This is a genomic window from Nocardioides sp. Soil777, assembly GCF_001428425.1.
GTDB classification, from domain to species: Bacteria; Actinomycetota; Actinomycetes; order Propionibacteriales; family Nocardioidaceae; genus Nocardioides; species Nocardioides terrigena.
The window spans coordinates 250,652-265,335 of the sequence record NZ_LMSN01000012.1; the positions used below are offsets into that span (position 1 = coordinate 250,652).

Below are 14,684 nucleotides of genomic sequence, written 5' to 3' on the forward strand. Positions count from 1 at the left end.
CGCTGCCGGGGGCCTCGTCGCATGTCCGGGGCGGGTCGCCGTGGACCGGCCGGTGGTCCTACGGTGGACCCACCATGAGCGAGCACCCGTACGACGAGCGTGAGCTGCCCCCGGCCCTGGGCCTGGTGCTGGACGAGGGCCGCGGCGCCCTGCCCTACGCGCTGATCCACGGTGAGGCGCTCGTCGCCTGTGCCGCCTGGGCCCTCGGCGACGCCGGGGTGACCCCCGTCGACGTCGGGGTCCCGTGGTCCAGCCTGCAGACCGTCGACGAGGCCGTGGTGCTGCACGACGCGCTCTGCCCGATGACCCCGGCCGCGTTCATCGCCGACTGCGTGGAGCGGTCGCTCGCGCACGACGCCGTCGTGGTCGCCGTCCGCCCCGTCACCGACACGGTCAAGCGGGTCGAAGGGGGCTTGGTGGGCGAGACGGTGGACCGCGAGGGGCTGCTGGCCCCGTCGTCGCCGGTGGTGCTGCCGCCGTCGGTGGTCCGGGCCCTCGACGACTTCCCGGGCCACGACCTGGCCGCGATCGTGGCCCGCCTGCGCGAGCACCACGTCATCGAGACCGTCGAGGCGCCGCCGGAGGCGCGCCGGGTGACGTCCGCCGAGGAGATCGCGCTCCTCGAGGCGCTCACCGGTGAGGCCCCGCGACCCTTCTAGGGTCGGGCCGCCACGAGCCGGGCCGCGAGGGCGACGTCCTCGGGGAAGGTGATCTTGAGGTTGAGCGGCGTGCTCGGCACCGCCGCGACGTCGTCGCCCGTGTCGCCGCTCGCGTAGCGGACGAAGCACGCCGCGGTGTCCGTGCCCTCGAATCCGTCGCGGGCGGCTGCGTCGTACGCCGCGAGGAGGGGGCCGGCGCGGAAGGCCTGCGGGGTCTGCACCGTCCCCAGTCGACCCTCGACCGGATCGAGGCCGGTCGTGAGCAGTCCCGGGGCGGGCACGACCGGGATCGCGCCTCCGTGCTCGCGCGCGGCGGCGACGGTGGTGGTGAGGAGGTCGCGACCGGCGAGGGGCCGGGCGCCGTCGTGGATCGCGACGACGTCGATCTCGCCCTGCTCGATCTCGCGCGCGAGGACTCGCAGGGCGGCGTGCTCGGACCGGTGCCGGGTGTCGCCCCCGGTGACGACGAGCACCTCGTGGTCGCCGAGGTGGGGCCCGAGGGCCTCGCCGACAGCGGCCTGCTCGCCGTCGCGCACCACCACGACCACGCGGCGTACGTCGTCGAGGGCGAGCGCGTCGCGCACCGACCAGGCGAGGACCGGGGCGTCGCCCAGCGGGAGCAGGACCTTGTTGACCTCGGCTCCGACACGGGTGCCGGAGCCGGCGGCGAGGATCACGACAGCGGCGGGCACGGGGTGATCGTGCGGCCCGTGAGGTCGTGAGGACAAGTTGACACGTCGGTGAAACAAACCGGCCGGGGGGCGAAACGTGGGCTGCCTAGCGTCCACGGAGTCCGCTCGAGAACCCCGAGGAGCCCCCGTGTCCACCACCACCGACACCGCCCCCACCGCCGTCGCCGCACCCCCGGTCCCGCCGCGCGGCGGGGTCACCATCGACGAATGGCACCCCGAGGACGAGGCGTTCTGGGAGTCGGTCGGCCGGCCCGTCGCCCGCCGCAACCTGATCTGGTCGATCTTCTCCGAGCACCTCGGCTTCTCCGTCTGGCTGCTCTGGTCGGTCAGCGCGGCGATGCTGCCGCGGATCGGCTTCGACTTCACGGTCTCCCAGCTCTTCGTGCTGGTCGCGATCCCCAACCTGGTGGGCTCGCTGATCCGGCTGCCCTACACGTTCGCCGTGCCGAGGTTCGGTGGTCGCAACTGGACGGTGATCAGCGCCTCGCTGCTGCTGGTGCCGACGCTGCTCTTCGCGTGGGCGGTGCAGACACCGGGGACGCCGTACTGGGCGTTCTGCCTGATCGCCGCGACGGCCGGCCTCGGTGGCGGCAACTTCGCCAGCTCGATGGCCAACATCAACTTCTTCTACCCGCTGCGCAAGAAGGGCACCGCGCTCGGCCTCAACGCCGCGGGCGGCAACATCGGCGTGGCCTTCATCCAGTTCTTCCTGCCGATCATCGTCGGCGGCGCCGGGGTCTTCGGGCTGGTCCAGGCGAAGGACGAGCTGAACCTCGAGCGGGCCGGCTACCTCTACGCCGGACTGGCGATCGTCGGAGCCTTCGCGGCCTGGCTCTTCATGAACAACCTCAGCGGGGCCAAGTCGTCGCCGCGCGAGCAGCTCGCCGTGGTCCGCTACCACCACACCTGGGTGATGTCGTTCCTCTACATCGGCACCTTCGGCTCGTTCATCGGCTACTCCGCCGCGATGCCGCTGCTGATCAAGATCAACTTCTGGAACCAGCCAGTCCCCGAGGTCCCCGGGATCGGCATCAACTTCGCCTACTACGCCTTCCTCGGCGCACTCGTGGGCTCGATCGCCCGACCGTTCGGCGGCTGGCTCGCCGACAAGTACGGCGGCGCCCGGGTGACCTTCTGGACCTTCGTGGCGATGATCGTCGGCACCCTGGCCGTGATCGTCACCCTGCGCCAGCTCACCCCGGTCCCGCCGTCCGAGGTCCCCGCCGACCCGAGCACGTTCGTCTACTCCGAGGCCACCCGGGCCGCGGTCGAGGCCAACTCGACGATCTTCCCGTGGTTCCTCGCGGCGTTCCTCTTCGTCTTCGCCGCGACCGGCATCGGCAACGGGTCGACGTACCGGATGATCCCGCTCATCCTGCAGCGGCAGGCCGAGCACACCACGACCCCCGAGACCCGGCGGGCCGACATGGCGCGGGCCACCAAGGAGTCCTCGGCGGTCATCGGGATCGCCGGTGCGGTGGGCGCGATCGGTGGCTTCCTGATCCCGCTGACGTTCGGCTCACCGTGGGTGACGGACCCGGTCGAGGCGGTCAAGATGGCGTTCGGGGTGTTCGCCGGGTTCTACGTCGTGTGCCTGGCGACCACCTGGTTCTTCTACACCCGTCGCGTCACCGTGGCCGGGCGGGCGCCGGCGCTCGCCACCGCCGACGTCTGACCAGCCCCTCCACCCATCCAGCCATCCCTTCGACCGATCCGGGGACACCGTGACCGACACCCACTGCCCCTACTGCTCGCTGCAGTGCGGCATGCGGCTGACGGGGCGTCGTACCCCCCAGGTCGAGGAGTGGCCCGAGTTCCCCGTCAACTCCGGGGCGCTCTGCCGCAAGGGGTGGAGCGCGGCCGGGCTGTACGGCGGTCGCGAGCGGCTCACCACCCCCCTCGTGCGGGACCGCGCGACGGGCGAGCTGAGCCCGGTGTCGTGGGACGAGGCGCTCGACCTGGTGGCCGGTCGCCTCGCCGCACTGCGCGCGGAGCGGGGCGCCGACTCGGTCGCGGTGTTCGGCGGGGGAGGGCTGACCAACGAGAAGGCCTACCAGCTCGGCAAGCTCGCTCGCGTCGCGCTCGGCACCTCCCAGATCGACTACAACGGCCGCTGGTGCATGTCGTCGGCGGCGTCCGCCGGGATGCGGGCCTTCGGCCTGGACCGGGGGCTGCCGTTCCCGCTGTCCGACGTCGAGGAGGCCGACGTCGTCGTCCTCGTCGGCTCCAACCTGGCCGAGACCATGCCACCCGCCGCACGCCACCTCGACGCGCTCCGCGCCCGCGGCGGGCAGGTCGTGGTCATCGACCCGCGGCGTACGCCGACCGCGGACCGCGCCGACGTCTTCGTGCAGCCGGTCCCCGGGTCCGACCTCGCCCTGGCGCTCGGCGTGCTCCACCTGCTCGTGGCGGGCGGGATGGTCGACGAGGAGTACGTCGCCGCCCGCACCACCGGGTGGGCGGAGGTCCGCGAGTCGGTCACCGGCTGGTGGCCCGAGCGGGTCGAGCGGGTCACCGGGGTGCCGGCCGACGAGGTCCGGGCGCTCGCGGAGCTGTTGGCCGGCAAGCCCCGGGTCATGGTGCTGACCGCCCGCGGGGCCGAGCAGCACAGCACCGGCTCCGACACCGTGCTCGCCTGGATCAACGTGACCCTCGCGCTCGGGATGCCGGGCACGCCGGGCGCGGGCTACGGCTGCCTCACCGGGCAGGGCAACGGGCAGGGTGGGCGCGAGCACGGCCAGAAGGCCGACCAGCTGCCCGGCTACCGGATGATCGACGACCCGGCCGCCCGGGCCCACGTGGCCGGCGTCTGGGGCGTCGACCCGGACTCGCTGCCCGGCAAGGGGCGCTCGGCGTACGAGCTGCTCGACGCGCTCGGGCAGCCCGGCGGTCCGTCGGCGCTGCTGGTCTTCGGCTCCAACATCGTCGTCTCCGCCCCCCGGGCCACGCACGTGACCCAGCGGCTGGAGTCGCTGGACCTGCTGGTGGTCGCCGACATGGTGCTCTCCGAGACCGCGGCGCTGGCCGACGTGGTCCTGCCGGTCACCCAGTGGGCCGAGGAGACCGGCACCATGACCAACCTCGAGGGCCGGGTGATCCTGCGGCAACGGGCGATCAGCCCGCCCGCGGGCGTCCGCTCGGACCTGGACGTGATGGCGGGCCTGGCGTCTCGCCTCGGGTCGGCGGGCGTCTTCTCGACCGACCCCGAGACCGTCTTCGAGGAGCTCGGCCGGGCCTCCGCGGGCGGGAAGGCCGACTACGCCGGGATCACCTACGACCGGATCCGCGACGAGCACGGCGTCTTCTGGCCGTGCCCCGAGCCGGGACACCCGGGCACCCCGCGGATGTTCCTGGGCGCCTTCGCGCACCCCGACGGCCGGGCCCGCTTCCTCGCCGTCGACCACCGCGGGCCCGCCGAGGTGCCCGACGCGGACTACCCGGTGCACCTCACGACCGGCCGGGTGCTCGCGCAGTACCAGTCCGGCGCCCAGACCCGGCGGGTCCGCGACCTGCCCGACACCGGGCCCTTCGTGGAGCTGCACCCGATGCTCGCCGGACGGATCGGCGCCGTGGACGGCGAGCCCGTCACCGTGGCCACCCGGCGCGGCACGATGACCGCGCCGGCGCACGTGGTGGCCACCATCCGCCCGGACACCGTCTTCGTGCCCTTCCACTGGGTGGGGGCCAACCGGCTCACCAACGACGCGCTCGACCCCGCGTCCCGGATGCCGGAGTTCAAGGTGTGCGCGGCAGCGGTGAGCGCATGATCGAGGGCATGCGGGAGCGCCTGGTCGTCGTCGGGGGCGGGATGGCGGCCGTCCGGCTCGTGGAGGAGCTGTGCTCGCGCGGGTACGACGGCGCGGTCACCGTCCTCGCCGACGAGGACCACGCGCCGTACAACCGGATCCTGCTGTCGGCCGTCCTCGAGGGCACCCACGGCCCGGACGCGCTGACGCTGCGCTCGGCCGCGTGGTTCGCCGACCGGGGGGTGGACCTCCGCCTCGGCGCCCGGGTGCTCGAGGTCGACCGCGAGACGCGGGAGGTGATGCTGGTCGACGGCGAGCGCCTCGGCTACGACCGGCTCGTGCTGGCCACCGGGTCCATCCCCACGCTCCCGCCGATCCGTGGGCTGGTGCGTCGCGACGGCTCGTTGCACCCCAAGGTCCACGCGTTCCGCTCGCTGGCCGACTGCCGGCGCCTCGACGACGTGGTCGCCCCCGGCCAGCGCGCCGTCGTGGTCGGCGGCGGCCTGCTCGGCCTCCAGGTCGCCCGGGCGCTCACCGTGCGCGGCGTGGCGACGGAGGTGGTCGAGGGCGCCCCGCACCTGCTGGCCTCCCAGCTCGGCGCCGCCGGTGGCCGGGTGCTGGCCCGTGACCTGCGCCGGCTCGGGACCGAGGTCTACACCGGCTCGCGGGCGGTCGCGATGACCGAGGAGGGCCTGCGGCTCGACACCGGCTACGAGCTGGGCGCCGACCTCGTCGTGCTCACCGCCGGCGGTCGGCCGTCCACCGCGCTCGCGCGCCGGGCGGGCCTGATGGTCCGCCGCGGCGTCGTCGTCGACTCCACGCTCGCCTCGGTCACCGACGGGCGCATCCACGCCATCGGCGACTGCGCCGAGCACCGCAACCGCACCACCGGCTTCGTCCCGCCGGCCTGGGAGCAGGCCGGGGTGCTGGCCGCCGTGCTCTGCGGCGAGGACGCGGCGTACGACGGCTCGCGCAGCGTCGCCCGGCTGCGCGCCACCGGCCTCGACGTCGCCGTCCTCGGCGACCCCGAGCACGCGCAGGGCGAGGTCGTCGAGATGACGAACCCGATCGCCGGCTCGCACCGGACGCTCGTGGTGCACGGCGGCCGGATCGTCGCCGCCGCGCTCGTCGGCGACCTCTCGCGCGTCGGCCTCATCACCCAGCTCTACGACCGGGGCACCGTGCTCGGTCCCGACGAGCCCGGCCAGCTGCTGCTCGGCGAGCCGGCCTCGGCGCCGGTCAGCCTGCCCGACGACGCCGAGGTCTGCGCCTGTGCGGGCGTCAGCGCGGGGACGATCCGCGCCTGCGCTTCCTACGCCTCGTGCCGGGAGACGACCCGGGCGACCACCGGCTGCGGAGGTTGCGAGTCCGTCGTACGCCGCCTGCTCGGCGAGGACGTCGCGGTCCCGGTGGGCTGAGACGCGCACAACAGAGGCAGTTCATGCCCGGCGCCGGCCGCGCCGAGCGTGGACGGTGGCTGACGGCCGGCGAACTGCCTTCGTCGTGCTTGGGGGCCGAGCGACCTACCGCCGGGTCGGGTGCGGCCGGCGGAGCGTGTCGGGGAGGAGCCGGGCGCCCGGACCGGCCTCGTCGAGGACGTCGCCCGGGTTGGAGAAGGCGCAGCTGCGCAGGCTCAGGCACCCGCAGCCGATGCAGCCGTCGAGCCCGCTCTTGAGCCGCTCGAGCGCCGCGATCTGGTCGTCCAGCCGCTGCCGCCAGTGCCGCGAGATGCGGTGCCAGTCGGCCTTGGTCGGGTTCCTGTTGCCCGGGAGCCGGGAGAGCTCGTCACGGATCTCGACGATGGTGAGTCCCACGTTGGAGGCGGCCCTGATGAAGGCCAGCCGCCGCAGCACGCTGCGCTCGAAGCGCCGCTGGCCGCCGGAGGAGCGGTCCGCCTCGATCAGTCCCTCGGCCTCGTAGTAGCGGATCGCCGACGCCGCAAAGCCGCTGCGACGCGTGATCTCGCCCATCGGGAGCAGGTCTCTGGGATCCATCGCTCCACACCTCCAGACCTCAACCTCACGTGAGCATGACCTATCGTGCCACGGCATCCGAGGGGAGTGTCGTCCCGAAGCGCACGTCGGGGAGAGCGCGCTGCGTGTCAGCGGTGGCGGGACAGTCCCTCCAGCACGGCCCGCAGCGGCGGCCACTGGTCGCGCCCGCGGCGGGTCACGGCGTACGCCCGCAGGCGCGCGCCGGGATCGGCGAGCGGCATCACCGTGACCCCGCCCCGGGTGGTGCGACCGAGGGGGAGCAGGGCCAGGCCCAGCCCGGCCACGATCAGTCCCTCGACCAGGTCGAGGGAGTCGATGCGGTGCGCGACGCGCGGGGTGAACCCGGCCATGGACGCCAGCGTGCGCAGCACCTCCTCGTCGGCGGTGTGGCGCGAGTTGACGATCCAGTCGCGCTCGGCGAAGTCCGCGAGGGGGAGCGGTCGCTCGTGGGACGGCATGCCCACGCCCCACTCGACCTGCCACAGGGGGACCACGTCGTACTCCGATCGCCACGCGGCGGGCGCGATGTCGTAGTCGTAGACGAGCGCGAGGTCCACGTGGTCCCGGGCCAGGAGGTCGAACGCCTCGAGCGGCTCGTGCTCGTGCACCCGCACGTCGACGCCCGGGTGGCGCCGCCCCAGGTCCGCGATGGTCGGCAGCAGCGAGCGCTCGATCGCGGTCGCGAACCCCGCCACGCGCAGGACACCGGCGGGCTCGGCGGTCGGGTCGAGGTCGAGCCGCGCGGCGTCCACCGCCGCCAGGATCGCCACGGCGTGCTCCGCCAGCCGGTGCCCGGCCGGGGTGAGGCGCACCCGCCGCCCGTCGGGCTCCACCAGGGCGGTGCCGGCCTCGCGGGCCAGCGCGGCGATGCCCTGGGAGACGCTCGAGGTGGTCGTCCCCAGCACGGCCGCCACCTCGCCCATCGACCCCAGGCGGGAGAGCTCGAGCAGCAGCCGCAGCCGGCGGACGTCCATGCGGGCATTGTGCTGGATCAGTGAACGATGTGTCACGGATTCTCACGTGGACGCACACGGTGGTGCGGGTGTCGACTGGTGTCATGACCTCGTCGCCCGCCCGCTCCGGTGCCTCCATGGCCGTCGCGTCCATGCTCTGCGTCCAGCTCGGCCTCGCCGCCTCGGTCGGCCTCATCGACGACGTGGGTGCGGCCGGCGCAGCCTGGCTCCGGCTCTTCTGGGCGGGCGTGCTGCTCCTCGTGGTCGTCCGTCCGCGCCCCGCGCTCTTCGACCGCGAGGCGTTCTGGGCGAGCGTCGCCCTGGGTGTCGTGACCGCCGGGGTGACCCTGCTCTTCATGGCCGCGGTCGCCCGGCTGCCGCTCGGCACCGCGAGCGCCCTCGAGTTCCTGGGACCGCTCGGCGTCGCGATCGCCCGCACCCACGGGGTCGCCCGCGCCTGGGCCCTCGTGGCGGCGGTCGGGGTCCTCTGCCTGACCCAGCCGTGGGCCGGGACCGCCGACCCGGTCGGGGTCGCGTTCGCCCTCGCGGCCGCGGTCTGCTGGGCGGCGTACATCCTGCTCACCCAGAAGGTGGGCGACTCGGTCAACGGGATCGCCGGGCTTGCGATCTCCATGCCCGTCGCGGCCCTCGTCGCCACCGTCGTCGCCGGTCCCGGACTGGTCGGACAGCTCACCCCCGAGCTGATGGTCGCCGGGCTCGGCCTCGCCATCCTCCTGCCCGTCGTGCCCTTCACCCTCGAGCTGCTGGCGCTGCGCCGCATGACAACGGGGGCGTTCGGCACCCTGATGGCGCTCGAGCCGGCGTTCGCGATGGTCATCGGCCTCGTCGTGCTCCACCAGGTCCCCAACCTGCTGGCCGTGGCGGGGATCGGCTTCGTCGTCGCGGCGGGCATCGGCGCCGAGCGCAGCGGGGCACGTACGCCGACCGTCGCGCCGGCCGCGTCCGGCGGCCAGGAGGGCGTCGGCGTGCCGACGCAGCTGTGAGGGGCGTGAGTGAGGGTTTTCCTCCCTGAAACATGAGGTAACACCCACCACAACATCGCGAACCTAGCGTCGTGGCATGAGGCACACGCGCTCCACCCTCGTCGTCGTCGGCCACGGAATGGTCGGCCACCGTTTCGTCCAGGCTGCCATCGAGCGCGGCCTGACCGAGACCCACGACATCGTGGTGATCGGCGCCGAGCGTCGCCCGGCGTACGACCGCGTCGCCCTCACCAGCTTCTTCGCCGCGGAGAGCGCCGACGAGCTGTCGCTGCTGCCCGAGGGGGCGTACGACGACCCGCGCGTCACCCTGGTCCTCGACGCCGAGGTGACCGAGATCGACCGCGCCGGCCGTGCCATCACCTACGTCTCGCCGGCCCCCGGCAACGTCACCGAGCCGCTCACCAACCCCGGCCGAGTCGAGACCCTCGCGTACGACGCGCTGGTGCTGGCCACCGGCGCCGCGCCGTTCGTGCCGCCGGTCGAGGGCCGCGACAAGGACGGCTGCTTCGTCTACCGCACCATCGAGGACCTCGAGGCGATCCGGGCCGCCAGCGGGTCCGCCACCAGCGGCATCGTGATCGGCGGGGGACTGCTCGGCCTCGAGGCGGCCAACGCGCTCGTCCAGCTCGGCCTCGAGACCAACGTCGTGGAGATGGCGCCCCGGTTGATGCCCGTGCAGCTCGACGGCTCGGGCGGTGCGACCCTGGTCCGCCACATCGAGAAGCTCGGCGTCCGTGTCCACGCCGGCGTGATGACCGAGGCCATCACCGGCGACGACGCGGTGACCGGGCTGCGGGTCCGTCCCGCCGGCACCGAGGAGGGGGCCGAGACGACCACGGTCGACGCCCAGGTCGTGGTGTTCTCCGCCGGCATCCGGCCCCGGGACGCGATCGCCCGCGAGTGCGGCCTCGACCTGGCCGAGCGTGGCGGCGTGCTCGTCGACGAGCAGTGCCGCACGTCCGACCCGCACATCTTCGCCATCGGGGAATGCGCCGCCCCGGGCGGGCGTATGTACGGCCTGGTGGCCCCGGGCTACGCGATGGCCGAGGTCGTCGTCGACGCCCTGCGCGAGGGCCCCGGCACCTTCACCGGCGCCGACATGTCCACCAAGCTCAAGCTGCTCGGCGTCGACGTGGCCAGCTTCGGCGACGCCTTCGCGACCACGCCCGACTCGCTGGAGCTCGTCTACTCCGACGCCGTCGCGGGCGTCTACAAGAAGCTCGTCGTGGCCGAGTCGAAGGACGGCACGTTCCGCCTCCTCGGCGGCATCCTGGTCGGTGACGCGTCGGCGTACGGCGTGCTGCGACCGCTCGTCGCGAGCGGCATCGCGCTGCCGGCCAACCCGGAGGAGCTGATCCTCCCGGCCAGCCGCGGGGGCGTGGAGCTCGGCATGCCCGACGAGGCGCAGGTCTGCTCGTGCAACGACGTCACCAAGGCCCAGATCGTGCACGCGGTCGCGGAGGACGGCTGCGAGACCGTCGCGGACGTCAAGAAGTGCACCCGCGCCGGCAGCACCTGCGGCAGCTGCGTGCCGCTGGTCAAGAACATCGTCGAGGAGCACTTCGCCGCGGTCGGCAAGGTCGTCGACAAGGGCCTGTGCGAGCACTTCCGGCTCACCCGCCAGGAGCTGTTCGACGTGGTCGCGGTGCACGGCTACCGCCGCTTCGACGACATCGTCGAGGCGCACGGCACCGGGCGCGGCTGCGACGTCTGCAAGCCGGCGATCGCGAGCATCCTGGCCAGCCAGTTCAACGGCCACGTGCTGGACACCGACACCCGCCAGCTGCAGGACACCAACGACGCCTACCTCGCCAACATCCAGCGCAACGGCACCTACTCGGTCGTGCCGCGCATCCCCGGCGGCGAGATCACGCCCGACAAGCTCATCGTCATCGGCGAGGTCGCCCGCGACTTCAACCTCTACACCAAGATCACCGGCGGCCAGCGGATCGACCTCTTCGGCGCCCGCATGGAGGAGCTGCCCGCGATCTGGCGCCGGCTCGTCGACGCCGGCTTCGAGTCCGGCCACGCCTACGGCAAGTCGCTGCGCACGGTGAAGTCGTGCGTCGGCTCCACCTGGTGCCGCTTCGGCGTGCAGGACAGCGTGGCCCTCGCCATCGCCCTGGAGCTGCGCTACCGCGGGCTGCGCAGCCCCCACAAGCTCAAGGGGGGCGTCAGCGGTTGTGCGCGCGAGTGCGCCGAGGCGCGCAGCAAGGACTTCGGGATCATCGCCACCGAGAAGGGCTGGAACCTGTACGTCGGGGGCAACGGCGGCGCCGTACCCGTCCACGCCCGGCTGCTGGCCGGCGACCTCGACACCGACACCCTGATCTCCTACCTCGACCGCTACCTCATGTACTACATCCGCACCGCCGACCGGCTCCAGCGGACCGCCGGCTGGGTCGACTCCCTCGAGGGCGGGCTCGACCGGGTGCGCGAGGTCGTCGTGGAGGACTCGCTCGGCCTCGGTGCCGAGCTCGAGGCCGAGATGGCGCGGCACGTCGGGTCCTATTTCGACGAGTGGAAGGCCACCCTCGAGGACCCGGCCAAGCTGTCGCGCTTCGTGTCGTTCGTCAACGCGCCGGACACCCCCGACCCAGCGATCTCCTTCACCGAGGAGCGCGGCCAGATCAAGCCGGCCGACAGCGAGGGCCCGGTCGTCCTCGGCGCCACGATCCCCGTCGGCGCCCCCGACGCGGCAGGGGTGTCGTGATGGGCGCCGAGTGGGAGCGGGTCTGCCCCGTCGACGACCTCGAGGTGGAGCGCGGCGTCACGGCGCTGGTGCACGGCCAGGCGATCGCGATCTTCCGCACCCACGACGACGAGATCCACGCGCTGGGCAACTACGACCCCTTCGCCCGCGCCTCCGTCCTGGCCCGCGGCATCGTCGGCACCCGCGCCGGCGTGCCGTTCGTCGCCAGCCCCATGCACAAGCACGCCTTCGACCTGCGGACCGGCCGTTGCCTCGACGACGAGACCCACAGCGTCCCCGTGTACGACGTCGTGGTCGAGGACGGCGTCGTCCTGGTCGGCCGCCGCAAGCAGGCCGTCGCGTGACGGTGCGTCCCCTGCTGTCCGGGCCTGCGGTGGACTCCGAAGTGACCCCTGACGAGGCACCCTCGGGCACCTCTCGACCCCTCGAGGGCTACCGGGTCGGGGTGACCGCCGCCCGCAAGGTGGACGAGCAGATCGCCCTGCTCGAGCGCCGCGGGGCGCACGTCGAGTGGGCGCCGTCGCTCTCCCAGGACCCCAACCAGGTCGACGACGCCGAGCTGCGCGCGGCCTCCGAGCGGCTGCTCTCCGAGCCGGTCGACATCTTCGTCGCGACCACCGGCATCGGGATGCGGACGTGGTTCGACGCCACGGAGGCGTGGGGCCTCCACGACGCGCTCGTCGATGCGATCGGCGCCGCCGAGGTGCTGGCCCGGGGGCCCAAGAGCGTCGGGGCGCTGCGGCGCCGCGGGATCCGCGAGCTGTGGTCGCCGGGCTCGGAATGCTTCGAGGACGTGCTCGCCCACCTGCGCGGCCGCGACCTGCGCGGCCGACGGATCGTGGTGCAGGAGCACGGGCAGTCGCTCTCGATGGTCGCCCACGCGCTCCAGCGCCAGGGGGCGCGCGTCGAGGTGGTCACGGTCTACCGGGTGCAGAGCGCCGAGGACCCCGAGCCGATGTTCCGGATGGTCGACCTGATCGCCGACCGCGAGCTCGACGCCGTCACCTTCACCTCCGCCCCCGCGGTGGCCGCGCTGATGGAGGCGGCGGGCGTGACCGGCCGCCGCGACGAGGTGATCGCCGCCTGCCAGGCCGACGTGATCGCCGCGTGCGTGGGTCCGGTGACGGCGGCGGCGTTCGAGATGTGGGGCGTCCCGAGCATCACGCCCGAGCGGTCGCGGCTCGCGGCCATGATCAAGCTGCTCGAGACCGAGCTGCCGTCGCGCAAGAACGGGTTGTCGCTCGAGGTGGCCGACCACACCCTGCTCATGCACGGTGACCTGGTGCTGGTCGACGGGGTGGAGGTGCACCTCTCACCGGCGCCGCTGGCGGTGCTGCACGCCCTGGTCGTCAACCCGGGCCACGTGGTCTCGCGCTCGGAGCTGCTCGCCGCGCTGCCCAGCGGGACCGCCGGGTCGGAGCACGCCGTCGAGATGGCGGTCGCCCGGCTGCGGGCGGCGCTCGGCACGCGGGTGGTGCAGACCGTGGTCAAGCGGGGCTACCGCCTCGCGGTCGGCTCGTGACCTCGCCGTGACCGTTTCGTGACCTCCGTGGTTGGTCGTCGTACGGCTCTGATGTAACGCGCTGTTGCGCCAGCTCCACCGCCCACCGGTGGGGTGCGGAGCACTCGTGACAGCGCGTGACATGAACCGGGGTGGTGGCGGGTCGGCGGTGGGGAACCAGATCGGCGTACGGCGACCCGGCCCGGCGGCGCTCGTTCCCCGCCCGCCCACCGCGACCGGTGGCGCGAGCAGGAGTGGGACGACTGACCCCGACGAGTGTGCGTGGATGCACCATCCGACCTCGTCCCAGGGTGCATCCACGCACACTCGTGGACACAGCGGGACGTGACTGCCGGGCCGTACGCCGCGCGGCGAAGTGCACGGGTCGGTCGTGGACACAGCGGGACGTGACTGCCGGACGCCGTACGCCGCGCGGCGAAGCGCTTGAGTCGGTCGTGGACGGTGAGCGTCCGCCGCGCCCCGGACCGACGCCGACACCCCAGATGCGGGCGCCGTACGACGACCCGGAAAGGCGGCTCACGTTCCCCACCTGCCCGCGGCGACCGGTGGCGCGAGCAGGAGAGTGACGACTGACCCGAGGAGTGTGCGTGGATGCACCATCCGACCTCGTCCCAGGGTGCATCCACGCACAGTGGTGGCCACGGCCGGACGTTGCCGGACGTCGTACGCCGCGGCGAGGCGGCGGTGGCGGGGTGGGGAACCAGATCGGCGTACGACGATCCGGCACGGCGGCTTTCGTTCCCCACCCGCCGCCAGCGGCCGGCCGTCGTACGGCTGGCATGTCACGCGCTGTTGCGGGAGCTTCGCCACCCACCGGTGACGTCCGGAGCACGCGTCACAGCGCGTGACAGCGGTGGCGGCGCGGCGAGCGGTCAGGCGCGCGGGGCCACCAGCGCGGTCGCGATGGCGGCCACGCCCTCGCCGCGGCCGGTGAGCCCGAGACCGTCGGTGGTGGTGGCCGACACCGACACCGGCGCCCCGACCGCAGCGGTGAGGGCCGCCTCGGCGTCCGTACGCCGCGGGCCGAGCCGCGGCGCGTTGCCGACGACCTGCACCGCCACGTTGCCGATCTCGAAGCCGGCCTCGCGGACCCGGCGGGCCGCCTCCGCGAGCAGCGTGGCCCCGGAGGCACCGGCCCACGCGGGCTCCGAGGTGCCGAAGTGAGAGCCGAGGTCGCCGATGCCCGCCGCGGAGAAGAGCGCGTCGCACGCCGCGTGCGCCGCGACGTCGGCGTCGGAGTGACCCTCGAGGCCACGCGGCTCGTCCGGCCAGGACAGTCCGGCCAGGTGCATCGGCACACCCTCGACGAGGCGGTGGACGTCGGTGCCGATGCCGGTGCGCGGGAGGGTCACGGGGCCCATCATGCCGCCTGGTCGTCCGCCGACCGCACGTGAGGCGCCG

At 73.6% G+C, this 14,684-nt stretch carries 12 protein-coding genes; 8 read left to right on the top strand and 4 right to left on the bottom strand.

The features are described 5' to 3' along the window. Positions 1 to 74: 74 nt before the first annotated feature. Positions 75 to 659, top strand: coding sequence for a 2-C-methyl-D-erythritol 4-phosphate cytidylyltransferase (locus ASG88_RS08680; protein WP_056887018.1), 585 nt, complete (start codon positions 75 to 77; stop codon positions 657 to 659). Here the strand turns inward: ASG88_RS08680 and ASG88_RS08685 are convergent. Then, entirely contained in the window at positions 656 to 1,351 is a 696-nt protein-coding gene (locus ASG88_RS08685) for an IspD/TarI family cytidylyltransferase (RefSeq protein ID WP_056887019.1), read from the bottom strand. The two genes, ASG88_RS08680 and ASG88_RS08685, sit on opposite strands and share 4 nt — an antisense overlap. Positions 1,352 to 1,478: 127 nt before the next feature. Here ASG88_RS08685 and ASG88_RS08690 point away from each other — a divergent pair, with 127 nt between their 5' ends. The 3 genes from ASG88_RS08690 to ASG88_RS08700 are packed head-to-tail and all read left to right on the top strand — an operon-like array spanning position 1,479 to position 6,515. Continuing rightward, positions 1,479 to 3,026 carry an MFS transporter gene (locus tag ASG88_RS08690; RefSeq protein ID WP_082600151.1) on the top strand — a complete coding sequence of 516 codons (1,548 nt, stop codon included), beginning with the start codon at positions 1,479 to 1,481 and terminating at the stop codon, positions 3,024 to 3,026. A 49-nt stretch (positions 3,027 to 3,075) separates the two neighbouring features. Next, positions 3,076 to 5,118 carry a molybdopterin oxidoreductase family protein gene (locus ASG88_RS08695; RefSeq protein ID WP_082600153.1) on the top strand — a complete coding sequence of 681 codons (2,043 nt, stop codon included), beginning with the start codon at positions 3,076 to 3,078 and terminating at the stop codon, positions 5,116 to 5,118. Positions 5,119 to 5,126: 8 nt separating this feature from the next. Beyond that, a complete protein-coding gene (locus ASG88_RS08700; protein ID WP_056887407.1) occupies positions 5,127 to 6,515 on the top strand; it encodes an FAD-dependent oxidoreductase in 1,389 nt (462 codons plus the stop codon). 105 nt (positions 6,516 to 6,620) lie between these two features. Here ASG88_RS08700 and soxR read toward each other — a convergent pair whose 3' ends face one another. Both soxR and ASG88_RS08710 read right to left on the bottom strand, forming a co-directional pair. Beyond that, positions 6,621 to 7,091, bottom strand: a complete 471-nt coding sequence (soxR, locus tag ASG88_RS08705; protein ID WP_056887020.1) for a redox-sensitive transcriptional activator SoxR — start codon at positions 7,089 to 7,091, stop codon at positions 6,621 to 6,623. Between the two features lie 107 nt (positions 7,092 to 7,198). Further along, on the bottom strand, positions 7,199 to 8,065 hold the full coding sequence (locus ASG88_RS08710; RefSeq protein ID WP_056887021.1) for a LysR family transcriptional regulator: 867 nt from the start codon (positions 8,063 to 8,065) through the stop codon (positions 7,199 to 7,201). 83 nt (positions 8,066 to 8,148) lie between these two features. Between ASG88_RS08710 and ASG88_RS08715 the strand changes: the two genes are divergently transcribed. The 4 genes from ASG88_RS08715 to ASG88_RS08730 all read left to right on the top strand — a co-directional run bounded on the left by ASG88_RS08715 (position 8,149) and on the right by ASG88_RS08730 (position 13,283). Further along, positions 8,149 to 9,048 carry an EamA family transporter gene (locus tag ASG88_RS08715; RefSeq protein ID WP_056887022.1) on the top strand — a complete coding sequence of 300 codons (900 nt, stop codon included), beginning with the start codon at positions 8,149 to 8,151 and terminating at the stop codon, positions 9,046 to 9,048. 76 nt (positions 9,049 to 9,124) lie between these two features. Then, complete coding sequence (gene nirB, locus ASG88_RS08720) at positions 9,125 to 11,761, top strand: nitrite reductase large subunit NirB (protein WP_056887023.1); 2,637 nt, start codon at positions 9,125 to 9,127, stop codon at positions 11,759 to 11,761. Next, positions 11,761 to 12,105, top strand: coding sequence for a nitrite reductase small subunit NirD (nirD, locus tag ASG88_RS08725; protein WP_056887024.1), 345 nt, complete (start codon positions 11,761 to 11,763; stop codon positions 12,103 to 12,105). Before nirB ends, nirD begins: the two co-directional genes overlap by 1 nt. Beyond that, positions 12,102 to 13,283, top strand: a complete 1,182-nt coding sequence (locus tag ASG88_RS08730) for a uroporphyrinogen-III synthase (RefSeq protein WP_235534778.1) — start codon at positions 12,102 to 12,104, stop codon at positions 13,281 to 13,283. Before nirD ends, ASG88_RS08730 begins: the two co-directional genes overlap by 4 nt. An 872-nt stretch (positions 13,284 to 14,155) precedes the next feature. Here the strand turns inward: ASG88_RS08730 and ispF are convergent. Then, entirely contained in the window at positions 14,156 to 14,644 is a 489-nt protein-coding gene (gene ispF, locus ASG88_RS08735; RefSeq protein WP_157559643.1) for a 2-C-methyl-D-erythritol 2,4-cyclodiphosphate synthase, read from the bottom strand. Between the last annotated feature and the right edge of the window lie 40 nt (positions 14,645 to 14,684).